The following is a 24,441-nucleotide window of genomic DNA, read 5'->3' as shown; positions in this document are numbered from 1 at the left end:
TGGGGGCCCCCCCCACTTGGGGGTTTTGTTACACGGGGGGGGGTTGTGGGGGGGGGGCGCATGCGAACATTCTCTCGGGGGCCCACCACCGACGTGAGCTGACGGGGGCACTCCAGGGTCTGCTCACGCGTCGATCAGCTAACTCCGGGAAGGATCAGATGGCTGGGGTGATGATGTCACGCACCAAGGTGTCGAGATCGGCATCGGCCTGGAGGAACTGGCGAAGAGTTCTGCGGGTGGCACCAAACGTGTCGAACTCCTCGATTGTCATTCCATCAGGATCGTAGGCGCGCATGAACTCCGGGATCTTCTTGAGAGCATCAAGGTGCTCGGCGTCAACCGGTTCATCTATGCGTGGGACAACTTGGTAGTCAGAGTCGTTAATGCGCTTTTGCCACTTGAACGGCGGAGAGACCACGAGGTCGCCACCGATAAGTTCGGACCACTGCAAGACGTTGCGGAATGCGGCGCACAGCACCCGGGAGTGGAATCCGCGCTCGACGAAGATCTGGTTGGCGCGCTTGATCGCGGCAATGCCGGCCCACTCCAGGTGTCCGGGGTCGATAAAGAGGCGATCGCGCTCGGCCACGATTTTGAGCCAGTCGTCAAGGCGACCGGCCATGATTGTCACTACAGGTCCCATTTCGTCAATGGGCTTGCCTTCGGCTACACGGCGCTGCAGCCCTCGCTCGATGGCTTCAGCCGATCTCACTGCCTGAGGTACGGTGAAGGACACCGTCACGTTGACCGAAACGCCACGGTAGGTGGCCTCTTCGATCGCCTCTATGCCCACAGAGGTGCAGGGGATCTTGACGATGATGTTTGGCGCAAGATTACTGAACTCTTCGGCCTGGTCTGCCAGAGCCTTGGCGTCGCGATGCAGCCGCGGATCAGTCTGGATGGAGAGACGACCGTTTCGGCCCTTGTGCTCGACGAAGATCGGCTCGAGGAGCTTTGCGGCCTCGACTGACATGTCCTTGATGGCCTGCCATCCGATCTGGGACTCTCCCCACGTGGGATTGTTCTCGGCGATAGCGCGAATACGGTCTTCCCAGATGTCTGGATGCTTCTTGATGGTCGTGTAACCGATAACCGGGTTGCACGTGGCACCGACGCCGCCAAATGCAATGGACTGACGAAGTTCGTCTAGATCGGCCGAGTCGTTCCACAGCGCCGTCGGGGTCGTGCGGGACGCGTCAAGGAGCGGACCTGGGGTGTAGTTGATCTTCATGGCAACTCCTGTGCGAGGTGTTCACCGGCTCGTCGTCGCCGCCGGTACAAGATCTAGCCAACACCGCAAAGTTTGTCCTGTCAAATAATCTCGCCGCGGTGTCAGGCGTACACCGTGTTCTCATAGGCATAGATGGAGGCGCGGTACACGTGCTGTCCAAACTCGATGACGCGGTTGGACTCGTCACATGCCGTGCGCTGCATCGTGAGTAGGGCGGCGCCGGGCGGTTCGTTGAGCAGACGTGCCTCGTCAGGGAGGGCGAGGCGGGCGCTGAATCGTTGATGGCCTACCGCGACGACGACATCCCTGCTGCGTAGATAGTCATAGAAACCAGTGGTTCTCAGCTCTTCTGCACTGGGCGCGAGGTCCACGGGTACCCAGTTCGTCATGATGGCCAGCGGTTCGTCCTGGGACATTCGTAGTCGGCGGAAATGGGTCACTTCGGAGTTGCTGGGCAGGCCAAGCGCTGCGGCTACTGCTGGCGGGGCGGTTTCCACTGTCCAGTTGAGCACGCTGGTGCGCGGCCTTTGGCCAGATGCCTGTAGGTCGTCATAAAGACTCGTGAGGTTCATGGAGCGGTGCACCCGGGTGGGGGTCACCTGGGTGCCGATGCCGCGTCGGCGGATGACGAGTCCACGTTGGGTCAGGGTTTCAAAAGCTCGCCGCGCGGTGGGGCGTGACACATGCAGGCGTGCCGCCATGGACATTTCGTCTTCGATGCGCGTTCCGGGAGGAAGCTCGCCGGATTCGATGAGTTGCGCCAGGGGCTCGGCGATCTGGGTGTGGAGTGGTTCTGGGTGCGACCGGTCGATGGTGATGTCAGCGATGTAGGGCTCGTTCTCCACTGTCGTTCCTCATTTGTGGGTATGTACTGACGCACAGTCTATTGGTGGGCAGTGCAAGGGGCGGACCGATCGTACGGGCTGCGTCAGGATATAGGCGGGTGGCGATTTCTGTATTCGGAGTAGGGTAGCTGGCAACATTATCAATTGTATTGACATATGTCTCTTGGTTGGTAGTATCTGAGGCGTTAGACATCCTCGATGAAGTGGAGTCGTCATGGTATCCAGCCGCCGCCGTGACCTTGATGTGCTCACGATGGGACGAATTGGTGTAGACATCTATCCGCTGCAGTACGGGGTGGGGCTTGAGGATGTCACGTCGTTCGGAAAGTTCCTTGGCGGTAGTCCGACCAATGTGGCCGTCGCGGCTGCCAGGCTGCGTCATTCTGCCGCAGTCGTCACGGCAGTAGGCGATGATCCTTTCGGGCGGTTCTGTCGCCGCGAGATGGCCAGACTCGGTGTCTATGACAACTACGTGCTCGTCAATTCCGAACTGCCCACCCCGGTGACGTTTTGCGAGATCTTTCCCCCCGACGACTTCCCGCTCTACTTCTACCGGCGTCCTACCGCTCCAGATCTGAGGATCACTCCGGACGACGTGCCTGAGGATGCTGTGAGGAATGCACAAATCCTGTGGCTTTCGGTGACTGGCTTGTGTCAACAGCCTTCCTACGACGCACATTGCCGAGCCCTCGAGGTGCGCGGTAAGGCAGAACACACCGTCCTCGACCTCGACTACCGTTCGATGTTCTGGCAGTCCGCGGTGAAGGCTCATGAGGCAGTCTCGGCGGTGTTGCCGCACGTGACGGTGGCGATCGGAAATCGCGAGGAGTGTGAGATGGCGGTCGGGGAGTCCGACCCCGACCGAGCTGCTCATGCACTGCTTGATGCAGGCGTTCAGCTTGCCGTCGTCAAGCAGGGGCCCAAAGGTACCTTGGCCATGACCCATGAGGAGCGCGTGGAGGTCGCCCCCACCCCAATCACGTTACCAATGGCCTCGGAGCCGGAGATTCCTTCGGCGGCAGCCTATGTCACGGGTTGCTAGAGGGATGGAGCCTCGCCGAGACGATTCAAGCAGCGTCGGCCGCAGGAGCCCTTGTCGCGACGCGGTTGGAGTGCTCCACCGCGATGCCCTCGGAACCGGAACTGTTCGCGATGATGGCGAAACATCCGGACATTGCCATCAAAGAGGAACATCTGTCATGACGTGTACCCCGCTTATTGACAAGCTGTTAGATCGGCGACTTGCCGATCCGGTGCGTTTTGCCGATCGCGTCCGACAGCGTCCCCGAGCGACGTGGAGCCCCACTGAACCGCTGATGGTCGTCGCGGCTGATCATCCTGCTCGCGGTGCACTCGCAGCGGGAGGTCGTGCCGATGCCATGGCTGACCGGGAACACCTCCTCGAGCGCTGCGTGACCGCATTAGGACGTCCCGGGGTCAATGGGTTTCTGGGAACTGCCGACATGGTCGCCGACCTGGCGAACCTCGACGCTCTAGATGGCAAGGTTGTATTCGGTTCGATGAACCGAGGAGGGTTCGCTGGAGCTTCCTTCGAGCTCGACGACCGAATGACGGGCTACGACGTGCAAGGAATCCTTGACGAGGATCTGACCGGTGGCAAGATGCTGCTGAGGTTCGATCTGTCCGACCCAGGTACGGCTACCACGGCGCAGGCCTGTGCCGAGGCTGTGACGACTCTGGCCAGGGCGAGGCGAATTGCCATGGTGGAACCGTTCATCTCCTACCGTGCTGACGATGGCAAGGTCGTCAACGATCTTTCCGCTGACGCGGTCGTGAAATCGGTGGTCATGGCTTCGGGTCTTGGCGCCGATACCTCGTGGACCTGGCTCAAATTGCCCGCGGTTGACGATATGGAGCGGGTGGTACGAGCCACCTCGCTGCCCATTCTCCTGCTCGGGGGAGAGGTGAGCACGGATCCTGGGGAGACCGGGCGTCGTTGGGCCACGGCACTGGCCGCACGCCATGTCCGTGGACTCGTCTTGGGACGATCGGTCCTCTATCCACCGGACTCGGACGTGGCAACCGCCATTGACAACGCTGTTCAATTGTTGGGAGTACAAGCATGACGGAACTAGTTCTTCGATCTGGGAGCACTGCCTCGGGCTGTCGCGACGTTGTTGTTGACCCTAAGCGAGTTGGCTGGACGTACTCCGGTCTAACTATTGCGAGTTTGACGAAAGATGAGACCCTCGAGCTGACTACCGACGACCACGAGTACCTCGTTCTACCTCTGGAAGGGTCGTTCACAGTGCAGGGTGATGGGTTCCGAGCCGATCTCGCCGGGCGCAGCACTATCTGGGGTGAGGTCACCGACTATGCCTTCGTGCCCCGCCACAGGACAATCACCGTCACTGCTGTCAGTGGCGGACGAGTGGCGCTGCCCAACGCCCTCGCTAGTGAGGACCTTGAGCCCGGGTATTGCCCGTCCAAGGAGGTGAGTGTCGAGCTGCGTGGGGCGGGTAATTGCTCGCGCCAGGTGGTGAACTACGCCGTTGCTAACCCAGTGCATACCTCCAGGTTGCTGGCCTGCGAAGTTCTCACCCCGGGGGGCAACTGGTCCTCCTACCCTCCTCACAAGCATGACGAGGAGTCGCAGGTCGAGCACGAACTCGAGGAGATCTACTATTTCGAGATTCGCGGTGACGAGCACGGTCCAGGGATGGCATTCCACGGGACTTATGGCACGCCGGACCGTCGCATCCACGTGGCAGAGATGATTTCGAACGGTGACGTAGCTCTGGTGCCGCATGGCTGGCATGGGCCGTGTGCAGCCGCCCCCGGCTACGACTTGTACTACCTCAATGTGATGGCGGGGCCAGGCGCCGCTGAGTGGAAATCAGTCGACGATCCGCATTACGGGTGGATTCGTCAAACTTGGCAGGATCAAGATATCGACCCGCGCCTGCCGCTAGCGGTGGACGACTCAAAGGAGTGATTATGACTGAGCAGACTGTGAGGCTCAGCGTCGGACAGGCCATCGTGCGCTATCTGACTCATCAGTACACCGAGCGAGACGGGGTTGAACGCCGCTTCATACGCGGAGTCTTTGGGATCTTCGGCCATGGAAATGCTACTGGTTTGGGCCAGGCGCTCTTGCAGAATGAGGCGGCCCCCGACGATGAGGAAGGCCGACTTGAGTATTGGATGGGCCGGAACGAGCAAGGTATGGTTCACGCCTGTTCCGCCTACGCCCGCGCTACGAACCGGTTGCAGGCGTTAGCTGCCACCGCGTCCATTGGGCCGGGTTCGCTCAACATGGTCACCGGTGCGGCTCTCGCCACCACCAATCGGGTACCGGTGTTGCTCTTCCCATCCGACATCTTCGCCAATCGGGCACCTGATCCTGTCCTTCAGCAGTTGGAGGACCCCACCAACCCCGATGTATCGTGCAACGACGCGTTCCGTCCGGTCTCGAAGTTCTGGGATCGAGTGAATCGTCCCGAACAACTCATGGTTTCGCTGCCTCGTGCGATGCGGGTGCTTACTGATCCTGTGGACACGGGAGCTGCCGTCATCTGTCTACCAGAGGACGTACAGACCGAGGTGTACGACTGGCCGGTGTCTTTCTTCGCCAAGAAGGTGTGGTACATCGATCGTCGCCTTCCCGATAGGGCCGCTCTGGTGCGTACAGCGCAAGCCATCCGTGCCGCACGCTGTCCACTCATCATTTCTGGTGGAGGCACGATCTACTCCGAGGCCAGCCAGGAGCTGCGGGACTTCGCATCTGCTACCGGCATCCCGGTCGCCGACACCCAGGCGGGGAAGGGTGCAATCAATTGGGATCATCCGTGTGCCGTTGGTGGCGTTGGTGCGACTGGTTCCGACTCAGCGAATGCGCTGGCGGCCCAGGCCGACCTCATCATCGGCATTGGTACGCGGTACTCCGATTTCACCACCGGTTCACAGACGGCCTTTAAAAATCCGGACGTGACGTTCGTCAACGTCAATGTGGGGTCCTTTGATGCCGCCAAGCAGGGTGCGCAGATGTTGGTGGCCGATGCGCGTGAGGCTCTCACAGCCCTGTCGAAGGAGCTTGACGGCTACCGCGTTCCTCAGGAATGGAGCGACCTCGCTAGCGCGAAGGCCAAAGCGTGGGCAGAGGTAACTGATCGTTGCTACCACCTGGGGCACGGTCCGCTCCCGGCACAGACCGAGGTGTTTGGGGCGCTCAACGAGCTCATGGGTGATGACGACGTGGTCATTAATGCTGCCGGTTCGATGCCTGGCGACTTGCAGTGTCTGTGGCGTGCCAGCACTCCCGTGCAGTACCACGTGGAGTATGCATTCTCGTGCATGGGCTACGAGATTCCGGCGTCATTGGGCGTGAAGATGGCGTTGCCGGATTCCGAGGTCGTTGCGATTGTCGGTGATGGCACCTACCAGATGCTGCCGATGGAGTTGGCAACGATCGTCCAGGAGGGTGCGAAGGTCATTCTCGTATTGCTTCAGAACTACGGATTTGCGTCCATCGGGGCGCTGTCGGAGTCTCACGGTTCCCAGCGGTTCGGGACGAAGTACCGCCAGCACGACGACGGTCAAGGTCATGTGGTCGGGGACGACGCCCTGTTACCCCTTGACATTGCCGCTAACGCGCGGTCGTGGGGTATTGATGTCCTCGAGGTTCGTACCATCAAGGAGTTCAGGGAGGCTTACCGTAAGGCCGAGGCGTCTGATCATGCCACGATGATCCATATTGAGACTGACCTGTACGGGCCCAACCCACCTGCATCGGGATGGTGGGATGTACCGGTCACGTCGCAATCGCGCCTGGAGTCGACGCAGAAAGCCTATGCCGAGTACACCGGACAGGTTGCCGCACAGCGCAGGTTTTTCTGACCGCATCCCCGATCCTCGGTTGGGGATTAGGCGACGTGTCGTAGTGACGGTACGAGGGGATCCAGTTTTGGCTAGATCCCCTCGTGAGACCGGTTATCTTGTTGTTCCCGTGGGGCGTGAACGTCGCGATGCGGAGCTGTGTGCTCAGGCGTTGTCGAAGAAGTGCACCATGCTCAGCGTGATCGTCAGGGCGACGGTCATGAGACCAGAGACGATCGTGAGGATCGGAGCTTGGTTGATGACGCCGGCAATAGCTAGGGCGAACAGAACCAGTGCTGCCGGGACGAAGCGAAGCAGTGTGACTGCCTGACTGTGCATAACCGACCCCATACCGGCAGGGGTACGCAGAATGATTCCAGAGTCAACGTAGCTCAAGGACATGTGTGATGTCTCAACTCCCTCTCGGGTGCCGAGACATGACCGTACGGCCGTGCTCGGCACGGCCGTGTGCGCTCAAGATTCCTCGAACGGTTGGGAACTGCCCCAACGGCAAACATGTTAGCACAATTGTCAGGGGACCTATATAACAGTTACGGCGGTGGTGTTACTTCATCAGCGGCATGTTGGTGGGCACCGAGATGTTCTGGCGGCGTTACGAGCGCTTGGATGGACGGGGTGAGTCTGTGATCTGGAACCAGGATCTCTATTTGTTAGTACAAACTATGTCAAATGGGCTATCATGAGCTGCGTTGGCCACGGAGCTGGTCGACCCCGACGTCCATCGACAACGAAGGAGTTCTCGAGCATGAAGACCATCAGACAATGGGTCGGCGGTGAGTACTACGAGGGATCCCCGCTGGGAGTAATTCCCGTTGAGAACCCCGCAACCGGTGAGGTAACTGCAGAGCTGTTGCAGGCGTCCAAGGAAGATTTGGACCACACCGTAGAGGTGGCCCGTGATGCGCAGAAAGAGTGGGCAAACTACTCGCTGTCGAAACGAGTGGCGATCATGTTCAAGATGCGCCAGCTCGTGCTAGACCACCAGGACGAGATGGCGCGGCTCATCGTTGAAGAGCACGGCAAGAACTACTCCGACGCGATTGGCGAAATCCAGCGTGGTCGGGAGACCCTTGACTTCGCGACAGCGATCAACGTTGCTCTTAAAGGCGAATACTCTCATGACGTGTCCACCGGAGTCGATATCCACACCACCCGTCAGCCGGTCGGCGTTGTTGCGGGTATCTGCCCGTTCAACTTCCCAGCCATGGTCCCGATGTGGATGCACCCGCTGGCCGTTGCTACTGGAAATGCCTTCATTCTTAAGCCAGCATCGCCTACGCCGTCCGCTTCGCTCCTCACCGCGGAGCTCTACAAAGAGGCCGGACTTCCCGACGGCGTCTTTAACGTGCTTTCGGGGGATCGCCGCAGTGTTCAGGACATCTTGGTTCACTCGGGTATCGACGCTATTTCGTTTGTTGGTTCGACGCCAGTGGCTCACATTGTCCAAGACACCGGCGTAAGCCATGGCAAGCGCGTCCAGGCCCTCGGCGGTGCGAACAACCACGCCATTGTCATGCCCGACAGCGATCTGGACTTTGCTGCCCAGCACATCTCCGCATCCGCTTTCGGAGCTGCTGGTGAGCGTTGCATGGCCCTTCCCGTGGTCGTCGCCGTCGGGGGCTGCGGTCCACAAGTAGCCGAGAAAGTTAAGAAGTATGCCGAGGCCATCAAGGTCGGAGAGGGCATGGGCGAGGGTGTCGAGATGGGGCCCGTCATCTCCGCCAAGGCCAAAGATCGTATCGTCGGCCTCATCGATGATGCGGAGAAGCGTGGTTCGAAGGTCGTCCTTGATGGGCGCGGCCTCACAGTCCCGGGCTACGAGAACGGGCACTTTCTCGGCCCGACAGTCCTTGACGACGTCCCCCTGGATGCCCCGGTCTATACCGAGGAGGTTTTTGGTCCGGTACTCGCTATCGTGCATGCCGACACCTACGAGGAGGCGTTGAAGATCGTCAACGCTCAGCCATTCGGTAACGGTTCTGCGATATTTACCAACGATGGCGGTGTAGCCCGTCGCTTCACCCTTGATGTGGAGGCGGGCATGGTTGGTGTCAACGTGCCGATTCCGACCCCGGTCGCGTTCTATTCGTTCGGTGGCTGGAAGGAGTCGCTGCTGGGTGATACCCACATTCACGGTCCAGAAGGCGTTACCTTCTACACCCGTGCTAAGGCGATCACCGAGCGCTGGCCAACGGAGAAGACCTACGCCGCGACGATGTCGTTCCAGCGCGAGGAGTGACACGGCGTATGTAGGTCGAGGCGGTCAGGACTTGTTCCCGGCCGCCTCGTTACCCTTGTGCCGATGTCACCATGCCGAAGGGAAGGGGCACGTCGATGCGCAACCCAACTCAGGCCGATGTTGCACGCATGGCTGGGGTCTCTCGTGGTCTGGTATCCTTGGCCCTGGCGGGACGCCCCGGAGTCTCGTCAGCCACTCGTCGGCGCATCCAAGACGCAGCCGATAGGCTTGGTTACAGCCGGGATCTGTCAGCCGCCAGCTTGGCGACAGGGAGCTCTCCGGTATTGGGAATAATCCTTCCCAACTTGCGTAATCCCTTCTTCGAGACGGTCGTCTCGTATCTTTCCGTCGCGGCGGAGCGTGTTGGGTGGCTACCGCTCGTGGGCACCGCCTCGGACGACACTCGCCGTGAAGAGGCAGTGCTGCGCCGGTTTCGCGAGTTCCGAGCTGTTGGAGTCGTTGTCGTTTCGCCAGTGGGGGACCTCGAGTTGCTTGCCGCACTCAGCGGCCCCACATCACCCCTGGTCCTGCTGGGAGCCGAGAACCAATCTGGCGTCGTCCCCTGTGTCCACGTCGACGAGGACGCCGCGGCACAACTCATCGTTGAGCACCTGGGCTCACAGGGAGTGCGTCGCATTGTCTCTCTGGCTGAGGACTGCGGATCGGGGATGGTGTGGGTGCTACGGCGCCGGGCAGCCCTTATTGCAGCATGTCAGTCTGCTGGAATCGAGTGTGTACCTGCAATAGTGGAACGAGGTGAGGCGGTCGTTCCCATTCTAGCGCGCTTCATCGACGACGCGCAGACCGATGTCGGTGTCGTGGCGCACAATGATGCCGTCGCGCTCAATGCCCTGTCGGTATTGCGCTCCGTGGGGCTGGAGTCTCGGCAGTGGATTCCCGTTGTGGGTTTCGACGACACTCATCTGGCTTCGCGCCCAGAGTTTGATCTGACGTCGGTGAACCAGCAACCCGGCGCGTTAGTAGACATCGCGCTCGACATGGTGGCAGGTGCGGTCCGAGGTCTCGATCACACCGTTGAGCCTCGCCTGGTCATCAGATCCTCCTCGAAGCGCTGATGACTGGTGGGCCTGCAATGATGCAGCCCCGCATATTCCTTGACAGGACAAACTTTCCATGAGGTGCATGGAACCATGATTTAACGCGCGTTAAATCATGCTGTGAAACCTACTGACATCGTCGTCGAGGAGAGCGCATGTCGGCATTATCACAACCAGCCACGTCGCAGCGGCATCCCTTGGCGGTAGCCGTCATCGGAGCCGGTATGGCTGGTCGAACGCACGCCAACGCCTGGCGCCAGGTCGGGACCGTGTTCGGATCCGAGGGGATACCCCCTATACGGCTCGCTGCCATCTGTGACTCTTACGAGCCCTTCGCTCGTAGCGCCCGCGACAGTTATGGCTACGAAAGAGCAGTAACTGACTGGCATGACATCGTGGACGCTGACGATATAGACGTCGTGTCGGTCGTCGTGTCGAACGCACTGCATCGTCAGGTCGCCGAGGACCTGGTCCGGGCTGGCAAACATGTCCTGTGCGAGAAGCCACTGTCTGACAGCTTGGAGAATGCCAGGGCAATGGCTGAGCTGGAAGCTAACTCCCAGGTCGTCACCGGCGTCGGCTTCAATTACCGACGCCACCCCTCAGTCGCTGCAATAGCCGAACTGGTGCGACACGGCCGTTTAGGTGATGTTACGACGTTTTCTGGGCGGTATTGGTGCGGGTACGGCGTCGATCCCACCGTGCCGATGGCATGGCGCTATCGAGGCTCTCAGGGCTCGGGCGCCCTAGGGGATCTTGGTTCGCACATCATCGATGTGGCCGAGTTCGTCTGTGGTCCGATACGAAGCGTCCGTGGTGGGGCTTTTGCCACGATTATCGATAAGCGTCCGCCCGCGCTGGAGGGAGTTGCAGGAGGACGTGGGACGACGGTGTCGGCGCAGGGCATCGAAACCGTGGAAAATGACGACATTGCAGTATTCAATATGACCTTCGAGTCCGGGGCCATTGGCACGATTGTCGTTTCCCGTGTTGCATTTGGCCTGCCCAATTCGATGGAGTTCGACGTCTTCGGTACCCAGGGGCGGGCCTCATTCGATCTGGCTCGCTCCGGTGAGATCATTGTGGACGACACATCAACCCCAGAAGGATTCAGCGGGCCTCGTCAAGTATTGTCCAATCCAGCTTTCCCCTATTACAAGGGTGGATCATCCATGGATTTTGCTGGTGTTGGTCGCACTCAGATTGAACAATTCACCTACCAAGCGAGGGCCTTCCTCGACCAGGTCTTGGGGTTGGACGAAGGGTTTCCTCCGGTGCCGTCCTTTGCGCACGGGTACCGAACAGTGTGTATCGCCGATGCCGTCGCTCGATCTGCGGCGGCCGGCGGGAAAACCATTGATCTCATCTGACACCACCGTGATCACATATCCGTTACAGAAACTAGGAGTCCGACATGTCCATGAATATCGGGGCCTACACCGCCTGTCTCCATAACTACGATTTCGCCGAGGCGCTTGGCATCCTTAAAACCAACGGATTGACCGGCGCTGAGGTCAATGTCGGCGGATTCATTCCCTCGCCTCATTGTCCAGTCGATACGCTCATGGCCTCTCAGACCGCCCGCGAGGACTACCTGGGCATATTCGAGGATAAAGAAATGCGGCTGGCGGGCCTGAACACGTCTGACAATCCGCTCAGTCCGTTGCCTGATGTCGGTCTGCGGCACGCATACGACTTGCGACGGGCGATCGAGTTGGCCGGAAAGCTGGGTGTCACGGATCTCGTCTGTATGTCAGGCACGCCAGGATCAGATCGCCATGCTAAGTATTCATCGTGGGTAGTTAATCCGTGGAATGGTGTCGAACTTGAAGTGCTCGAGTATCAGAAAAGTGTTGTCGACCTGTTCTGGCGCGAGATGGACCTGCGCGCCCAAGATGCTGGGGTGAAACTCGCCTTAGAGCTCCATCCCCACAACCTTGTTTTCACGCCGGTGAACTTCCTGGAATTTGCCGAGCGTATTGACGCGAGGAACATTGGCGTCAATATGGACCCATCACACCTGATGTGGCAGGGCATGGATATCATCGCTGCTATCGAGCTATTGGGCGACCATATCTTCCATGTCCATGCCAAGGACACCGTCATCTTGCCCGGGATAGCAACCAGGGGGGTGCTTGACTCGAGTTTTGGTCCGGTACCAGATGATCCGGACGTTCGCGTTCAGACAGGAATGGAGCACTACTGTTCCTCGTGGCCTTCTGATCCGGCATGGAGATTCGTGGCAATCGGCAATGGCCACGATGTCACGTGGTGGACCAATTTCCTTCGCGCTATCCGAGACGTAAACCCAGTGATGAACATCAATATCGAGCACGAGGACCAATCTCTGGGGCAGCTTGATGGTATCGCTGTTTCAGCTCGAAATCTCTTGGCCGCAGAACAGGCCGTATGAGAACGTCTGCGGTCGCGATGTTCTGGTGAAACGGTAGACAGTTACCGCACCTTACCGACAGGAGGATGACCATGGTGGATATTGCTCTAGACCCTAATATGTACTACCGCTCGATGTCGACGGCGGACACGTTACGCAAAGCGGCAGATCTGGGTTTCCGATACGTGGAGTTGTCTCTGAATGAGGAGTTTCACTTTTGGCATCGGTATCCCAAAGCTGATGACGCCTTTGTTACCGAGATGCGCAAGGCAGTCAGAGAAACGGGGGTTACCATACGGACACTGAATCCGGTGTTTAACTGGTCGAGCCCCGATGAGGCCGAGCGACGCAACCAGGTGCGCAACTGGCGACGTCTGTTGGAGCTGGCCGACCAGTTGGATGTGCATGAGATCACCTCCGAGTTCTCGGGTGATCCCAACAGTCCCAGGGAATGCGAGGCTGCGTGGTATCGCTCCATCGAGGAGCTTGCCTCCAGCTTCGAGAGGTACGGAATCAGGCTCAACATGGAAGCGCACCCATATGACTTCATCGAACTCCATGACGACGCCTATCGGACCGTTCGTGGGACTAATCTCGACTGGGTAAGTTACGAGTACTGCTGCCCGCACACTTTCCATCTGTCGAACGGGGCTGGTGATGTCCGCCGTATGATTCACGGCTGCGCCGACCGGTTGCGTGAGGTCCACGTCGCAGATGCGTTCAACCATGCTGCACACGACAGGAATAGGTACATCATCAATCCACCATGTGCCGATGTGCGAGTGCATCAACACAATGAAATCGGTCTCGGTGATGTGCCCTTTGACGACGTGTTCGAAGCCCTGCGTGACGTCGGTTTTGATGGTGTTATGTCGGTGTGTGTCTTTGGTTGGCACGAGAGAGCTGATGAGATAAACAAGTCGATGCTTGCTCGTCTCAATCGCGAGTTCGTGGCTTAATCCATGCCAGATGCGACGTGGTGGTTTCCCTCGGACGGCTTCCGGGGACCGGTGATGCCGGCCGATGATTGACTATGACGGTTGGTGTCCTAGCTGGAAGGGTGCCCGGCTAAAAGGGTGGACAAGGGCGCTCGGTGTGCTATCCTTTTGACAGGACAAATGCACAGGGTTGTGCGTAGGTCCGTCGGCTATGGGAGCTGGCGCGATTTATGGGCGTAGCGATGGAGAAGAGACGAACCATTGGTGTCGGCGTGGTTTCGCTGGGATGGATGGGGAGGCTGCACACTCGTGCGTACAAGGCACTTGCCGAAAAGTTTCCAGAGATTGACGTAAACATCCGACTGGTTTCGTGTTGCGATGTGGTAGCGGAAAACCGAAGGCAAGCAGTGGACCGGCTGGGATTCTGCACTGCGGTTGAGGACTACTACGATCTCATCGGCAATCCCGAGGTAGATGTCGTCTCCATCTGCGCGCCAAATTTCCTGCATCGCGATATCGCTCTTGCCGCTGCGGAGGTGGGAAAGCCGTTCTGGATTGAGAAGCCGATGGGGACTAACGCGAAGCAGTCCCGCCAAATCGCTGAAGCAGCAGAGGCCAAGGGGCTCGTTACCTCGGTGGGATTCAACTATCGTCACACTCCCTCTATCGAGTTCGCACGCCAGCTGATAGCTGATGGTCGCCTGGGGACGGTGACCAATACCAGGGCATGGCTCATCGCGGACTACGCGTCTGATCCACACGGGCCACTGACGTGGCGTTATGACAGGGAGCGGGCCGGTGCCGGCGTCATCCTCGATCTCATGGGTCACGGAGAGGATCTCGTCCAGTATCTACTCAAAGGGCGATTCACTGAGGTGTCCGCCGTGTCCGAGACGTTCATCCGTCAGCGTCCCAAGCCACTCAAGGAGGGCATCGGCCACACAGGTTGGGTCGTCTCGGACGAGCTCGGGCCGGTGGGCAACGAGGATTATTGCGCTGTCATCGCCCGTATGGAAAACGGAGTGATGTGCACCCTGGAGTCCAGTCGGGTCAGTGTTGGGCCGCGCGCGGAGTACATCGTCGAGATCTATGGAACCGACGGATCAATCCGGTGGAACTTCGAGGATCTCAACCATTTGCAGGTCTGTCTGGGGCGAAACAATCGTGCCCTGCAGGGATATGTCAACTGCATGGCCGGACCAGACTTCCCGGAGTTCATGCGTTTCCAACCGGGAGCCGGAACATCCATGGGCTTTGACGACATGAAGGTCGTTGAGGCTGCGAAATTCGTCCGAGGGGTCTTGGATGGGCAGCAATATGGCCCATCTGTCGCCGATGGTTGGGCCTCAGCGGAGGTCAACGATGCGATCGTTGCCTCCTGCGGGGACCATGCCTGGCACGTGAAGCCGGTTTCGGGGAGAACCACGTTCGATAAGTGACCGCGTCATCGCGTGTCTGTGACCAGGCCTGGCGGCACAACCAGGTCGCCGGTGGGAACTTCCGCCGGATGGACTGGGGCGGGAGCTGCCCCTGACTTGAAAGGGCGACATGAGTACACCTCCACGCATTAGAGAAGACATCAGCCGGATGGTTGATGAGACTCCTCCGTCCGGTAAACACCGGGGCATCGGGGCGCTTGCTGCCGTGGCGACCCTGGGGTCCCTACTCTTTGGATATGACACAGGTGTCATATCGGGGGCGCTTCCCTACCTGTACATGCCCCACCTGGCTGGCGGTCTCGCCTTAACACCGATGCAGGAGGGCGCCATCGGCGGCACACTCCTCATTGGGGCTGCAATTGGCGCCGTGACCGGCGGCATCATGTCCGATCGGTGGGGGCGGCGTCATAACATCACGATACTCGCGGTCATCTTCTTGCTGGGGGCCCTAGGCACGACGTTCTCGCCGAACGTGTTCGTGATGTACGTCTTCCGCTTCGTGCTGGGATTCGCTGTCGGCGCAGCGTCAGCCACTGTTCCGGTGTACCTTGCTGAAAACGCGCCAAAGCGCATCAGGGGGTCGATCGTGGCTATCGACCAACTCATGATCGTCACCGGTCAGCTGATGGCGTTCTCCATGAACGCCATCATTAACGCCGCTCATGGCGGTCCGCAGTTGATCATCAAGGCCAACAACAATCCGGACAGCCTCGGGATCACCAAGGGCACCTATTCGTGGGACCAGATTCTGGCTCTCCAGGCTTCGAAGGGCGGGCCGCTGGAGGGGGACCGGTACCGCGCGTTCGTGGAGAATCTCGTCATCCAGTCTGGTAACGGTGCGGCCTGGCGGTGGATGCTGGTGCTGTGCTCAATCCCGGCCATCGCGCTGTGGATAGGTATTCGCCTCATGCCTGAGTCGGCTCGTTGGTACTTGGCCAAAGGTCGGGTGGCTGATGCTGTCGGAGCTCTCAAACGAGTGCGCGATCCCCAAAAGGATGGTCCTCTGGACGCTGAGGTCGAGGAGATGCTTGTCACCCAGCAGCGCGAGTTGGAGAACAAGTACCAGGGCAACGCCTTTGCCCACGTGTGGCGAACGCCGTGGCTACGTAAGCTCATGCTAGTAGGTATCTTCCTTGCCATCGTCAACCAGACGACAGGCGTTAATACCGTGATGTATTACGCGCCGAAAGTACTGGAGTATGCCGGTATGACGACCTCTGCCTCGATCACCGCGCAGGTGGCCAATGGTGTCATGTCCGTCATTGGTTCTGTTGGTGGTTTGTGGCTTATCCTCAAGTTCAGCCGACGTAATCTACTCATTTTCGACGTCTCCGCCGCGGGCATTACTTTGCTTGTCATTGCGGGAACCTTCCAGTTCACAATCGCCCCGCACATTGCTGACAAGACCACGCCGCCGACGTGGGCACCGTACCTCATCCTTGGTCTTATGGCGGTGTTTATGCTCATCGTGCAATCTACCAATGGCACGGTGGTGTGGACCATGCTCGGTGAGATGTTCCCGGCAAACGTCCGCGGCATCATGAATGGCACGGCCATCTTCTTCATGTGGGTGATTAACGCTGTCATCACCTTCACCTTCCCGTCCATGATGGCAAGTCTGGGAGGTGGGTTGACGTACACCATCTACGGCATGATGAATCTCGTCATCGCAGTAGTCCTCTTCAAGATCATGCCTGAGACCCGAAATAAGTCCTTGGAGCAGATCGAAACGTACATGGAAGAGCGCTACTCCTGAGCTCGTCTGGTGTGCTGAAGGGGTGTGTGGTTGTGGCCATACACCCCTCACCGCTGTACTGCGGTGCTACGGAAGCTCGGTGAGCCGTTCTTCGAGATGAATCGGCTGAACGGCACTGTTTATGATGGGTGTGCCCGATGAGGCACAATATATGCTTCACCGGTGCGCTGCCATGACCGCATATCGAGCGGTCCGGCGGGGCGCAGATCTGAGATACGGCGAGTCTGTGGCAGTTGTTGCCACAGGGGCGGGTTCGAACATCCTGCACTTCGCCAGGGCGATGGGGTCAGACCCCATCATTGCCATCGACGTCAAAGACGGAAGCTAGGGGCCTGGCGTCACCCATACCGTCAACTCCGTCATGCAAGACGCTAGGCAGAAAGTATTCGAGATTACGGATAACCATGGCGTCGAGATCGCCTTCGAGGCGTTGGGTATTCCTGCGACATGGATGACCGCCCTGGATGTCCTTTGCGGATGGTGGGCACATGGTGCCAGTAAGGCTGGGAGCAGGAGTGTCAACCGCCAGTGTGGAGATTAACGGAACCGCATGGTGGCCCGTCCTCCGCGGAGGACGGGCCACCATCGTGATCCAACTTGGCTCAGCGGCGTGCAGGGCTCATCGTCCCAGCGATGCCAGGGCCTCGTAAGATTTCTTGGCGTTGATAATCGGGCCGTCGCCGGCGGGTGGCTCCTCGTCGATCATGATGTCCTGCTCTAGGACGTAGTAACCGTCGAACCCGGCTTCATCAAGGAGCCTCACGATGGCTGCAAAGTCGATATCACCGTCGCCGATGGGTGCGAATATCCCGGCGCGGATGCCTTCGGACCAGGTGATCTCGCCAGGCAGAAGCTTGTCGGCCATCTCTTTATGGACATCTTTGGCGTGGACAATGTCGACGCGGTCGGCGTACTTACGCACCAGCTCAACGACGTCGGTACCGCCACAGGCCAGATGGCCAGTGTCCAGGCACAGCCCGATCGAGGAGTTCTCGAGCACGTGGATCACTTCGTCACGGTTCTGGACCATCGTTCCCCAATGTGGGTGTAGACAGGCGGTGACGTTGCGGCTGGCGCAGACTTCGCGGATCTGGTCGAGGTTGGTGAATAGCGTTTTCCAGCCGGCCTCGTCGAGGACAGGGCGGTCGTCGTATCCATCGCGTCCGGAATCCGTGGCGAGGATGAGATAGTCACCCCCGGCAGCTTCGAAGGCGTCAAGCTCCTTGTTCACCATGGGGATCGGATCGAAGTCCGGATCGTGCGTGACGGACAGGAAGAACGCTCCCACGGGCTTGAGGCCGTACTTTTTCACTTCTGTGGCGCGGGCTTCTGCCTCAATAGGTAGCCAGCCCTGGGGGCCAAACTCGGTGGCGGTGAGGCCGATCTGCTTCATCTCGGTGAGGACTCGCTCCGGCGTCATCTGGTAGCCCCAGTTCGGAACCTCGCAGACGCCCCAGCTGATGGGCGCTCCGGCAATCTTCATCGATGTGCTCCTCGTGTCTTGGAGGCCTGAGCTCCTGTGCATCAGGCCGCTCTCGGTAGTATATGTCCTGTCAAATAGCGGGGCAATAGCTGTCGCTGGCGTGGGAATCAGTATTGATGGCGGGCTTTGTGCTAACATTATGGAGTCTTGCCGTTACTGGTGAGAATCCAGCTTTGTCGAACACAGGGGTTCACAGCATGATCAGGATCGCCATCATTGGAGCCGGACGCATCGGTCACGTCCATGCCCGAGCCATTCAAGGGCGCAACGATGTCACGTTGGCGCTCGTTTGTGACCCATTCGAGCAGAACACGCGTGCTCTCGCTGGTGAGTATGACGTGCGCTATTGCTTGGATCCGGACGAGGTTTTCGACGACTCCACAATCGACGCTGTCGTCATTGGGTCTCCAACCCAGTTCCACGTCGACCATATCCTCAAGGCCGTCAATAGTGGCAAACGAGTGATGTGTGAGAAGCCGATCGCACTGGACGTCGAGTCCGCCAAGAGGTGCATCAACGAACTGGGTGATCGCGCCGATCAGGTGATGATGGGGTTCAACCGCCGTTTCGACCCGACGTTCAGCGCGTTGAAGAGCCGCCTCGACGATGGGGAGATCGGCAGCCTGCAGCAGCTCACCGTCATCTCCCGAGACCCGGCAGCCCCGTCGGCGTCCTACATCGCGGGGTCCGGGGGCATCTTCAAGGATATGACGATCCATGATTTCGACATGGTGCGGCATTTCCTTGGTGACATTGCAGAGGTTAACGCCGTGGGCACCAATGTCTCTCCGGAGATCGCTGAGCAGGGCGACTTCGATCAAGTGATCGTCACCCTGAAATCACGTGACGGCAAGCTCGCCACCATCATCAACTCGCGGACCTGCGCCTTCGGATACGATCAGCGTCTAGAGGCATTTGGGGCCGACGGCATGCTTAGTGCCGACAACCTCACCGACACCGCAGTGCGCATGGCCACTAGTACCCAAACCGACGCGAAGACCGCAATCATGGACTTTTTCCTTGAGCGTTACGAAGACGCCTACCGCATCGAGTTGGAAACCTTCCTTGACTCGGTCGCCGTCGGCGGCGCGGTTTCTCCGTCGGTGCGTGACGGCTATGAGGCTCTTGTCCTGGCCGATGCAGCTACGCGTAGTGCCCAGGAGCATCGCGTCGTCGCCCTGTGATGTCACTCGGTACGATCACGGGGTGAGCACCGATAACCAATGCTCGACGGGTTCGTCGTCCGGGGACGCTGAACCCGTCGAAGTGCCGCCACAATACGGCGTTACTGACCTGCCCCCTGGCCCCTCTCGTACCTGCAAACGCCCTGTTGTCCAATTCCTCGCCGGAGCCGGAACATTTCATCCGCTGTTGTCATTGTTAGCAGCAATGGTCATTCTCGGCGTGGGACAGGCTGGTTTTGACTTGGTACTCACCGCTCTAGTTGGCGGTCATCCAGACGCTCAGACCTCGACGATCTTGTTACTGGCATCCTTCGCTGGTGTCTGGCTGGTGTTGTGGGCGTGGATGCGGTTCGTCGAGCAGCGGCCCATGAGCTGTCTTGGCTTTCGCGGGCCCGGCAGTGACGTCTGGATTGGGGTAGCCATCGCGATCGCAATCCTCGCTATCGACGTTGTGGTGATGACGGTCAGCGGCCAGGTGACGATGTCGTGGGCCAGGCCGAGCACCATGGCTGCGGTGTTCATTGTCGCTGCGATCCTGCTGTTTCTGGTGCAGGGATGCGCTGAGGAGGCCGTGCTGCGCGGCTATCTTATGCAGTCGGTGGCAGCGAAATGGGGGATTCCTGCCGGACTGGCTATTCAAGCCGTCGTTTTTACTGCGCTTCATGGGGCTAACCCAGGCACAACATGGGTGGCATTAGTCAACGTCACAGGGTTCGGCCTCATGCAGGGTCTGCTGGTGGTGTGGCGAGGCAACCTGCTCGCGGCGATGGGTTTCCACACAGTCTGGAATTGGTTGCAGGGGATGGTGTTAGGATTCGATGTCTCGGGTCTGGAGTTTCACCACAGCGTCATGACGACTGCTAGGACAACTGGTTCACACTCCTGGCTAACTGGGGGAACCTTCGGGGCGGAGGGATCCGTCATTAACACGATTGTCTTGGCTATCCTTATTACTTGCCTTCTCGTGACGATGAGACACGATTGGCGCGACAATGAAGCCTATGGCATTGCTTGAGGTCATCTGTCTGCACGAACACGACGCTAAGCGGGCAGCGGCGGGAGGTGCCGACCGCATCGAGTTGGTCGGCACGATGGATGACGGTGGCTTGGCGCCCAGCCCCGAATTATTGGCACGTACCCTCAGTGCTGTCCACATCCCGGTGCGTCCCATGTTGCGTCTGGACGGTGGATTTCGGGCTGATCCGCGTCGTCGTGACGAGATACTGCGTTTGGCCAGTGCGTACCGCGATCTGGGAGCTGACGGTCCGGTGCTGGGGTTTCTTGACGAAGCCACCGGGGTCGACGTCGAGACTGTCATCGAGTTGACGGAGGGGTGTCAGCGTTGGACTTTCCACCGCGCTATTGATAACAGCCTGGAGCCGGACAAAGCATGGGCGCAATTGCTTGGCTTGCATGGGCTTGACCAGGTGCTGACAGCGGGATCGCCGCGAGGAGTTGAGCACGGCCTGGACGATCTCATTGCCCGAGCTTCAGCGGATCCTCGGATAGCCGACCTCATTATGGCTGGTGGCGGGTTGCGCGCTGAACACGTCCCGTGGCTGTATCGGGCCGGCGTCCGGGCCTTCCACATCGGTGGCCCTGCGCGGCCCCAAGGGTCATGGAAAGCGTGGGTGGATGCTGACTTGGTGAGATCCTGGCGAGATCTCCTCGACCGCTTGGCCGGATGAGGTCAGGATCGCGTCAGAACGCTTGGATCCAGATATCCCGGGTGCCCGGTGCTCGAAAGGAAACGTGCCCGTGATCATCTCCGACGGCCTGAGGCTTCGGGGCGGTGGTCTGGGTCGGCGCCGTTGATGAGGAAGGAGTTGTGACGCTACGAGGCTGATGGCGGGCAATGATCCGCGCCATTCCCTCGATGGTTTCTACGAGATCGTCCATGGATGCTGTAGCGGAATGGGTCAAACCGACGACAGTATATCCCTTAGTCCCAGTGGAGGCCACTGAATTCACGTGCCAACCATCGTCGCGCGACAGCCAACCGTTCTTGACGAAGGGGGATTTCATGCCTGCCGTCATGCCCCAGTTTTGGTCGTCTTCGACGTTGGACATGAGCTCACGGGCGTACGCACGCATAGACTCGGGAATAATGGTGTTGGGGCAGAAAATGTGGTCAGCGAGTACGACCTGATCGGCGGCAGTCGTCGAAGTCAGACCCCAACGGCTCTCGGGATCGAAGGTGGTGTGGGTGGCTCCCATACGACGCATCGCCGTGCGGACCCCATCAGCTTTGCCAACCTTTTTCCACAGCGCAGTCGCAGCGTCGTTACTCGAATTCTCGATCATGGGAACTAGGAGGTTCTTCTCGCCCTCGGTGAGCTGACGCTTCTCGCCAACAGCTTGGATCATCACGGTTTCCATAATCGCCAGCTTGATGATGGAGGCGGTGATGTAGGTGGTCGCACCGTGATTGAAAACCTGGATTTCGCGCTGACCGTGCACCCGCATCGCCACGGACTGCTCCCCGTCACGGGTATTGAGGTATGTGCTCAGCTCATCCTGGTAGGGAAAGGGCACGTATGGTCCGGGAGCCGCAGGGCTCGTCACTGTGGTCGGGGCAGGTTTGCGCGGCGCCTGCTTCTGTGGCCTATTGGCGGCCCGCACTACGGGCACACCGATAGCAGCTCCGGTAGCGACGAGCAAGCCCCCTAGCGCTGTACGTCTGGTGATTAGCGCCTTCCCAGACAAGCATGTCCTCCTGTTCGTGGACCCGGTGCGTTCACGTCCATTCTCACGCCGTTCGGTCCAATGCGTCCAGATTGTCTGCATCAATGATGCGGTACGAGTATCCCTGCTCGGCCAGGAATCGCTGACGATGGCTGGCAAAGTCTGTATCAACGGTATCGCGCGAGACGACCGCATAGAAACGGGCCACCAGGCCCTCTTTGGGACGCAGTAGACGGCCCAAACGCTGGGCCTCTTCTTGACGCGATCCAAATGCTCCCGAGACCTGGATGGCGACCTCCGCGCTTGGTAGGTCAATGGAGAAGTTGGCGACCTTAGAGACCACGAGCAGGTCGATCTGCCCCTCCCGGAAGTCCTGGTAGATCTCCTGACGGCGAGTCGGCGTCGTTGAACCGGTGATAATCGGGCACTTCAATTCCGCGGCCAGCTCCTCCAACTGGTCAACGTATTGGCCGATGACAAGGGTGGGCTGTCCACGATGACGCTCGACCAGGTCTCTCACGACCTTGTTTTTAATGGGGAGGGTTGCGGCCATCCGGTAGCGGACGTCAGGCTCGGCCATCGCGCAGGCCATCCGGGCAGACTCCGACAAGCTCACCCGCACCTCGACGCAATCAGCAGGTGCGATCCATCCTTGGGCTTCGATTTCCTTCCATGGAGCGTCGTAGCGTTTCGGGCCGATGAGGGTGAAGACATCGTCCTCGTGTCCGTCCTCACGCACCAGGGTGGCTGTCAGGCCGAGGCGACGACGCGCTTGCAGGTCAGCCGTCATTCGGAAGACTGGGGCCGGCAGCAGGTGTACCTCGTCATATATCACTAGGCCCCAGTCGCGGGCTTCGAAGAGTTCTAGGTGTGGGTGCACTCCGTGACGTTTGGTGGTGATGACCTGATAGGTGGCGATTGTTACCGGGCGCACTTGTTTGCGCGACCCGGAGTATTCACCGATGTCGTCGGGGGCGAGGGAGGTGCGACGAACGAGTTCCTCTTTCCACTGCCGTGCTGAAACGGTGTTGGTAACGAGGATCAGAGTCGTGCAGCGGGCGAGGCTCATAGCGGTGGCCCCGACGACCGTTTTGCCAGCGCCGCAGGGCAGTACGACGACTCCAGATCCGCCGTCCCAGAAAGACTGCGCCGCTACCTTCTGGTAGGGGCGCAGGCTCCAACCATCCTCGTCAAGGTCGATGTCGTGGTGCTCGCCGTCGACGTAACCGGCGAGGTCTTCAGCCGGCCACCCCAGCTTGAGCAGCGCCTGTTTGAGGGTGCCGCGCTGCGAAGGATGGACCACAGCCGTCTCATCATCGATTTGGTTACCGACAAGACCGCGCACTGACGTGGAACGCAACACCTCGGTGAGTATGGCTCGTTCAGTCGACACCAATACCAGCCCATGGGTGGGGTGTTTCTCAATGCGCAACCTGCCATACCTCGACATCGTCTCGGTGACATCAATGAGCAGGCCGGAGGCTACCGGGTAGCGCGAATACCTCATGAGGATGTCGACGACTTGCTCTGCGTCGTGGCCGGCAGCCATGGCATTCCACAGTCCCAGCGGGGTGAGCCGGTAGGTGTGGATGTGTTCAGGGGCGCGTTCTAGTTCCGCGAATGGGGCTATAGCGTGACGACACTCGTCTGCCTGGGGGTGATCTACCTCCAGCAGGAGAGTGTGGTCGGACTGGACAATGAGTGGGCCGGGTACAGAAGTCATCACTCCAAGTATCGCCCCACAGCGTGCGTTTGTTCCCGGCGAGGTTCGGGTTGAGCGCGTCGATGTCGCAGCCCGCGCGCGGTCGTGGCAATGATGCGCGGCGAGGATCCTGCTGCCACCGCAAATGGCAGAGGGAACGCTTGCGAGCCGGATAGCCACAGCTAGGCGGGGGAACCAGCAGCTCCACGTTAGCCGCGTTCCGAGGTGCGATGGTCTGCGGCTGCGCTGGGGCCATGATGACAGCGCAGGAAGCCCTCTTGCGCCGCAGGGATGACTGCCGCAGTGCGCGTGACGGGTTGTCTGCCCAGTAGCCGGTCGGGTGATTAGTTGTTGAGCGCATACTGTCTGAGCTTGTGGGTCTGGCCGTGGGCATGCGTACTATCTTCATCCATGAATACGTGGACGTAGATCCGCGAAAGGTGGATGCGGGAGCATGAGTGCTCATGCATACTGGGGATATATCCAATTTCAAGGGCGTCCCGTAACCGTGTTTACCACGGTGACCGGCGCGGCCTCTTCGGGAAGCGTCGCCACTATCGTGAGGGTTGATCTGGCGTCTCATGACATTGACTGGGTTCACCGACGCTGACAGGTGGGTGGGGGACAGGGAC

The 24,441-nt window shown here is 59.4% G+C and carries 21 protein-coding genes and 2 pseudogenes; 17 read left to right on the top strand and 6 right to left on the bottom strand.

Annotated features, from left to right (window positions below; all coding sequences use genetic code 11):
• Positions 1–154: 154 nt before the first annotated feature.
• Both LRP59_RS11855 and LRP59_RS11850 read right to left on the bottom strand, forming a co-directional pair.
• Positions 155–1,231: a transaldolase family protein gene (locus tag LRP59_RS11855; RefSeq protein ID WP_002513190.1), complete on the bottom strand. Its 1,077-nt coding sequence runs from the start codon at positions 1,229–1,231 to the stop codon at positions 155–157.
• A gap of 101 nt (positions 1,232–1,332) precedes the next feature.
• Positions 1,333–2,076, bottom strand: a complete 744-nt coding sequence (locus LRP59_RS11850; protein ID WP_002513191.1) for a GntR family transcriptional regulator — start codon at positions 2,074–2,076, stop codon at positions 1,333–1,335.
• Between the two features lie 214 nt (positions 2,077–2,290).
• On the opposite strand from LRP59_RS11850, the pseudogene iolC reads away from it, so the two are divergent.
• The 4 genes and pseudogenes from iolC to iolD all read left to right on the top strand — a co-directional run bounded on the left by iolC (position 2,291) and on the right by iolD (position 6,933).
• Positions 2,291–3,279: pseudogene (gene iolC / locus LRP59_RS11845) on the top strand (5-dehydro-2-deoxygluconokinase).
• Complete coding sequence (locus LRP59_RS11840) at positions 3,276–4,163, top strand: hypothetical protein (protein ID WP_002513194.1); 888 nt, start codon at positions 3,276–3,278, stop codon at positions 4,161–4,163. Before iolC ends, LRP59_RS11840 begins: the two are co-directional and overlap by 4 nt.
• On the top strand, positions 4,160–5,032 hold the full coding sequence (iolB, locus tag LRP59_RS11835) for a 5-deoxy-glucuronate isomerase (RefSeq protein WP_002513195.1): 873 nt from the start codon (positions 4,160–4,162) through the stop codon (positions 5,030–5,032). The genes LRP59_RS11840 and iolB overlap by 4 nt, the downstream gene beginning before the upstream one ends.
• Positions 5,033–5,034: 2 nt before the next feature.
• Complete coding sequence (iolD, locus tag LRP59_RS11830) at positions 5,035–6,933, top strand: 3D-(3,5/4)-trihydroxycyclohexane-1,2-dione acylhydrolase (decyclizing) (protein WP_002531794.1); 1,899 nt, start codon at positions 5,035–5,037, stop codon at positions 6,931–6,933.
• A gap of 144 nt (positions 6,934–7,077) precedes the next feature.
• Here iolD and LRP59_RS11825 read toward each other — a convergent pair whose 3' ends face one another.
• A complete protein-coding gene (locus tag LRP59_RS11825) occupies positions 7,078–7,314 on the bottom strand; it encodes a hypothetical protein (RefSeq protein ID WP_002513197.1) in 237 nt (78 codons plus the stop codon).
• 364 nt (positions 7,315–7,678) lie between these two features.
• Between LRP59_RS11825 and LRP59_RS11820 the strand changes: the two genes are divergently transcribed.
• The 9 genes and pseudogenes from LRP59_RS11820 to LRP59_RS11780 all read left to right on the top strand — a co-directional run bounded on the left by LRP59_RS11820 (position 7,679) and on the right by LRP59_RS11780 (position 17,256).
• Positions 7,679–9,172, top strand: coding sequence for a CoA-acylating methylmalonate-semialdehyde dehydrogenase (locus tag LRP59_RS11820; protein ID WP_002513198.1), 1,494 nt, complete (start codon positions 7,679–7,681; stop codon positions 9,170–9,172).
• Between the two features lie 95 nt (positions 9,173–9,267).
• Positions 9,268–10,248 (top strand): LacI family DNA-binding transcriptional regulator, encoded by a 981-nt coding sequence (locus LRP59_RS11815; protein ID WP_014604368.1) that lies wholly within the window; start codon positions 9,268–9,270, stop codon positions 10,246–10,248.
• 206 nt (positions 10,249–10,454) lie between these two features.
• Positions 10,455–11,600 carry a Gfo/Idh/MocA family protein gene (locus LRP59_RS11810; RefSeq protein ID WP_002521224.1) on the top strand — a complete coding sequence of 382 codons (1,146 nt, stop codon included), beginning with the start codon at positions 10,455–10,457 and terminating at the stop codon, positions 11,598–11,600.
• A 44-nt stretch (positions 11,601–11,644) separates the two neighbouring features.
• Positions 11,645–12,643 (top strand): sugar phosphate isomerase/epimerase, encoded by a 999-nt coding sequence (locus tag LRP59_RS11805; RefSeq protein WP_002513201.1) that lies wholly within the window; start codon positions 11,645–11,647, stop codon positions 12,641–12,643.
• 65 nt (positions 12,644–12,708) lie between these two features.
• Positions 12,709–13,581: a sugar phosphate isomerase/epimerase family protein gene (locus LRP59_RS11800; protein ID WP_002532937.1), complete on the top strand. Its 873-nt coding sequence runs from the start codon at positions 12,709–12,711 to the stop codon at positions 13,579–13,581.
• Positions 13,582–13,790: 209 nt separating this feature from the next.
• Entirely contained in the window at positions 13,791–14,999 is a 1,209-nt protein-coding gene (locus LRP59_RS11795; protein ID WP_148378519.1) for a Gfo/Idh/MocA family protein, read from the top strand.
• 148 nt (positions 15,000–15,147) lie between these two features.
• Positions 15,148–16,755, top strand: a complete 1,608-nt coding sequence (locus tag LRP59_RS11790; RefSeq protein ID WP_148378522.1) for an MFS transporter — start codon at positions 15,148–15,150, stop codon at positions 16,753–16,755.
• A 172-nt stretch (positions 16,756–16,927) separates the two neighbouring features.
• Positions 16,928–17,083 carry an alcohol dehydrogenase gene (locus tag LRP59_RS11785; protein ID WP_032499880.1) on the top strand — a complete coding sequence of 52 codons (156 nt, stop codon included), beginning with the start codon at positions 16,928–16,930 and terminating at the stop codon, positions 17,081–17,083.
• A 33-nt stretch (positions 17,084–17,116) separates the two neighbouring features.
• A pseudogene (locus tag LRP59_RS11780) lies at positions 17,117–17,256 on the top strand (alcohol dehydrogenase).
• Between the two features lie 118 nt (positions 17,257–17,374).
• Here the strand turns inward: LRP59_RS11780 and LRP59_RS11775 are convergent.
• On the bottom strand, positions 17,375–18,280 hold the full coding sequence (locus LRP59_RS11775; protein WP_002532934.1) for a TIM barrel protein: 906 nt from the start codon (positions 18,278–18,280) through the stop codon (positions 17,375–17,377).
• Between the two features lie 155 nt (positions 18,281–18,435).
• Between LRP59_RS11775 and iolG the strand changes: the two genes are divergently transcribed.
• From iolG to LRP59_RS11760, 3 genes are all read left to right on the top strand, one after another.
• Positions 18,436–19,422 carry an inositol 2-dehydrogenase gene (gene iolG, locus LRP59_RS11770; protein WP_002513208.1) on the top strand — a complete coding sequence of 329 codons (987 nt, stop codon included), beginning with the start codon at positions 18,436–18,438 and terminating at the stop codon, positions 19,420–19,422.
• Positions 19,423–19,627: 205 nt separating this feature from the next.
• On the top strand, positions 19,628–20,437 hold the full coding sequence (locus tag LRP59_RS11765) for a CPBP family intramembrane glutamic endopeptidase (RefSeq protein WP_002513209.1): 810 nt from the start codon (positions 19,628–19,630) through the stop codon (positions 20,435–20,437).
• Positions 20,424–21,110, top strand: coding sequence for a copper homeostasis protein CutC (locus LRP59_RS11760; RefSeq protein WP_002513210.1), 687 nt, complete (start codon positions 20,424–20,426; stop codon positions 21,108–21,110). The genes LRP59_RS11765 and LRP59_RS11760 overlap by 14 nt, the downstream gene beginning before the upstream one ends.
• A gap of 13 nt (positions 21,111–21,123) precedes the next feature.
• Here the strand turns inward: LRP59_RS11760 and LRP59_RS11755 are convergent, their stop codons facing one another.
• Positions 21,124–21,957 (bottom strand): serine hydrolase, encoded by an 834-nt coding sequence (locus LRP59_RS11755; RefSeq protein ID WP_002513211.1) that lies wholly within the window; start codon positions 21,955–21,957, stop codon positions 21,124–21,126.
• A 214-nt stretch (positions 21,958–22,171) separates the two neighbouring features.
• A complete protein-coding gene (locus LRP59_RS11750; RefSeq protein WP_002513212.1) occupies positions 22,172–23,830 on the bottom strand; it encodes a DNA repair helicase XPB in 1,659 nt (552 codons plus the stop codon).
• Positions 23,831–24,263: 433 nt separating this feature from the next.
• Here LRP59_RS11750 and LRP59_RS11745 point away from each other — a divergent pair, with 433 nt between their 5' ends.
• Positions 24,264–24,419 carry a hypothetical protein gene (locus tag LRP59_RS11745; RefSeq protein WP_002521231.1) on the top strand — a complete coding sequence of 52 codons (156 nt, stop codon included), beginning with the start codon at positions 24,264–24,266 and terminating at the stop codon, positions 24,417–24,419.
• Positions 24,420–24,441: the final 22 nt, after the last annotated feature.

The sequence above is a fragment of the Cutibacterium sp. 37298 genome (assembly GCF_023838685.1).
Lineage (GTDB): Bacteria > Actinomycetota > Actinomycetes > Propionibacteriales > Propionibacteriaceae > Cutibacterium > Cutibacterium acnes.
Note: the sequence above shows the minus strand (reverse complement) of the source record. Positions and strands in the feature narration are given on the sequence as shown.

What these genes read in the sequence shown, in the direction of transcription:
- LRP59_RS11855 (WP_002513190.1), bottom strand. Translation starts at nt 1,231, where the DNA reads ATGAAGATCAACTACACCCCAGGTCCGCTCCTTGACGCGTCCCGCACG.
- LRP59_RS11840 (WP_002513194.1), top strand. Translation starts at nt 3,276, where the DNA reads ATGACGTGTACCCCGCTTATTGACAAGCTGTTAGATCGGCGACTTGCC.
- iolB (WP_002513195.1), top strand. Translation starts at nt 4,160, where the DNA reads ATGACGGAACTAGTTCTTCGATCTGGGAGCACTGCCTCGGGCTGTCGC.
- iolD (WP_002531794.1), top strand. Translation starts at nt 5,035, where the DNA reads ATGACTGAGCAGACTGTGAGGCTCAGCGTCGGACAGGCCATCGTGCGC.
- LRP59_RS11825 (WP_002513197.1), bottom strand. Translation starts at nt 7,314, where the DNA reads ATGTCCTTGAGCTACGTTGACTCTGGAATCATTCTGCGTACCCCTGCC.
- LRP59_RS11820 (WP_002513198.1), top strand. Translation starts at nt 7,679, where the DNA reads ATGAAGACCATCAGACAATGGGTCGGCGGTGAGTACTACGAGGGATCC.
- LRP59_RS11815 (WP_014604368.1), top strand. Translation starts at nt 9,268, where the DNA reads ATGCGCAACCCAACTCAGGCCGATGTTGCACGCATGGCTGGGGTCTCT.
- LRP59_RS11810 (WP_002521224.1), top strand. Translation starts at nt 10,455, where the DNA reads ATGGCTGGTCGAACGCACGCCAACGCCTGGCGCCAGGTCGGGACCGTG.
- LRP59_RS11805 (WP_002513201.1), top strand. Translation starts at nt 11,645, where the DNA reads ATGTCCATGAATATCGGGGCCTACACCGCCTGTCTCCATAACTACGAT.
- LRP59_RS11800 (WP_002532937.1), top strand. Translation starts at nt 12,709, where the DNA reads ATGACCATGGTGGATATTGCTCTAGACCCTAATATGTACTACCGCTCG.
- LRP59_RS11795 (WP_148378519.1), top strand. Translation starts at nt 13,791, where the DNA reads ATGGGCGTAGCGATGGAGAAGAGACGAACCATTGGTGTCGGCGTGGTT.
- LRP59_RS11790 (WP_148378522.1), top strand. Translation starts at nt 15,148, where the DNA reads ATGGTTGATGAGACTCCTCCGTCCGGTAAACACCGGGGCATCGGGGCG.
- LRP59_RS11785 (WP_032499880.1), top strand. Translation starts at nt 16,928, where the DNA reads ATGACCGCATATCGAGCGGTCCGGCGGGGCGCAGATCTGAGATACGGC.
- LRP59_RS11775 (WP_002532934.1), bottom strand. Translation starts at nt 18,280, where the DNA reads ATGCACAGGAGCTCAGGCCTCCAAGACACGAGGAGCACATCGATGAAG.
- iolG (WP_002513208.1), top strand. Translation starts at nt 18,436, where the DNA reads ATGATCAGGATCGCCATCATTGGAGCCGGACGCATCGGTCACGTCCAT.
- LRP59_RS11765 (WP_002513209.1), top strand. Translation starts at nt 19,628, where the DNA reads ATGGTCATTCTCGGCGTGGGACAGGCTGGTTTTGACTTGGTACTCACC.
- LRP59_RS11760 (WP_002513210.1), top strand. Translation starts at nt 20,424, where the DNA reads ATGGCATTGCTTGAGGTCATCTGTCTGCACGAACACGACGCTAAGCGG.
- LRP59_RS11750 (WP_002513212.1), bottom strand. Translation starts at nt 23,830, where the DNA reads ATGACTTCTGTACCCGGCCCACTCATTGTCCAGTCCGACCACACTCTC.
- LRP59_RS11745 (WP_002521231.1), top strand. Translation starts at nt 24,264, where the DNA reads ATGAGTGCTCATGCATACTGGGGATATATCCAATTTCAAGGGCGTCCC.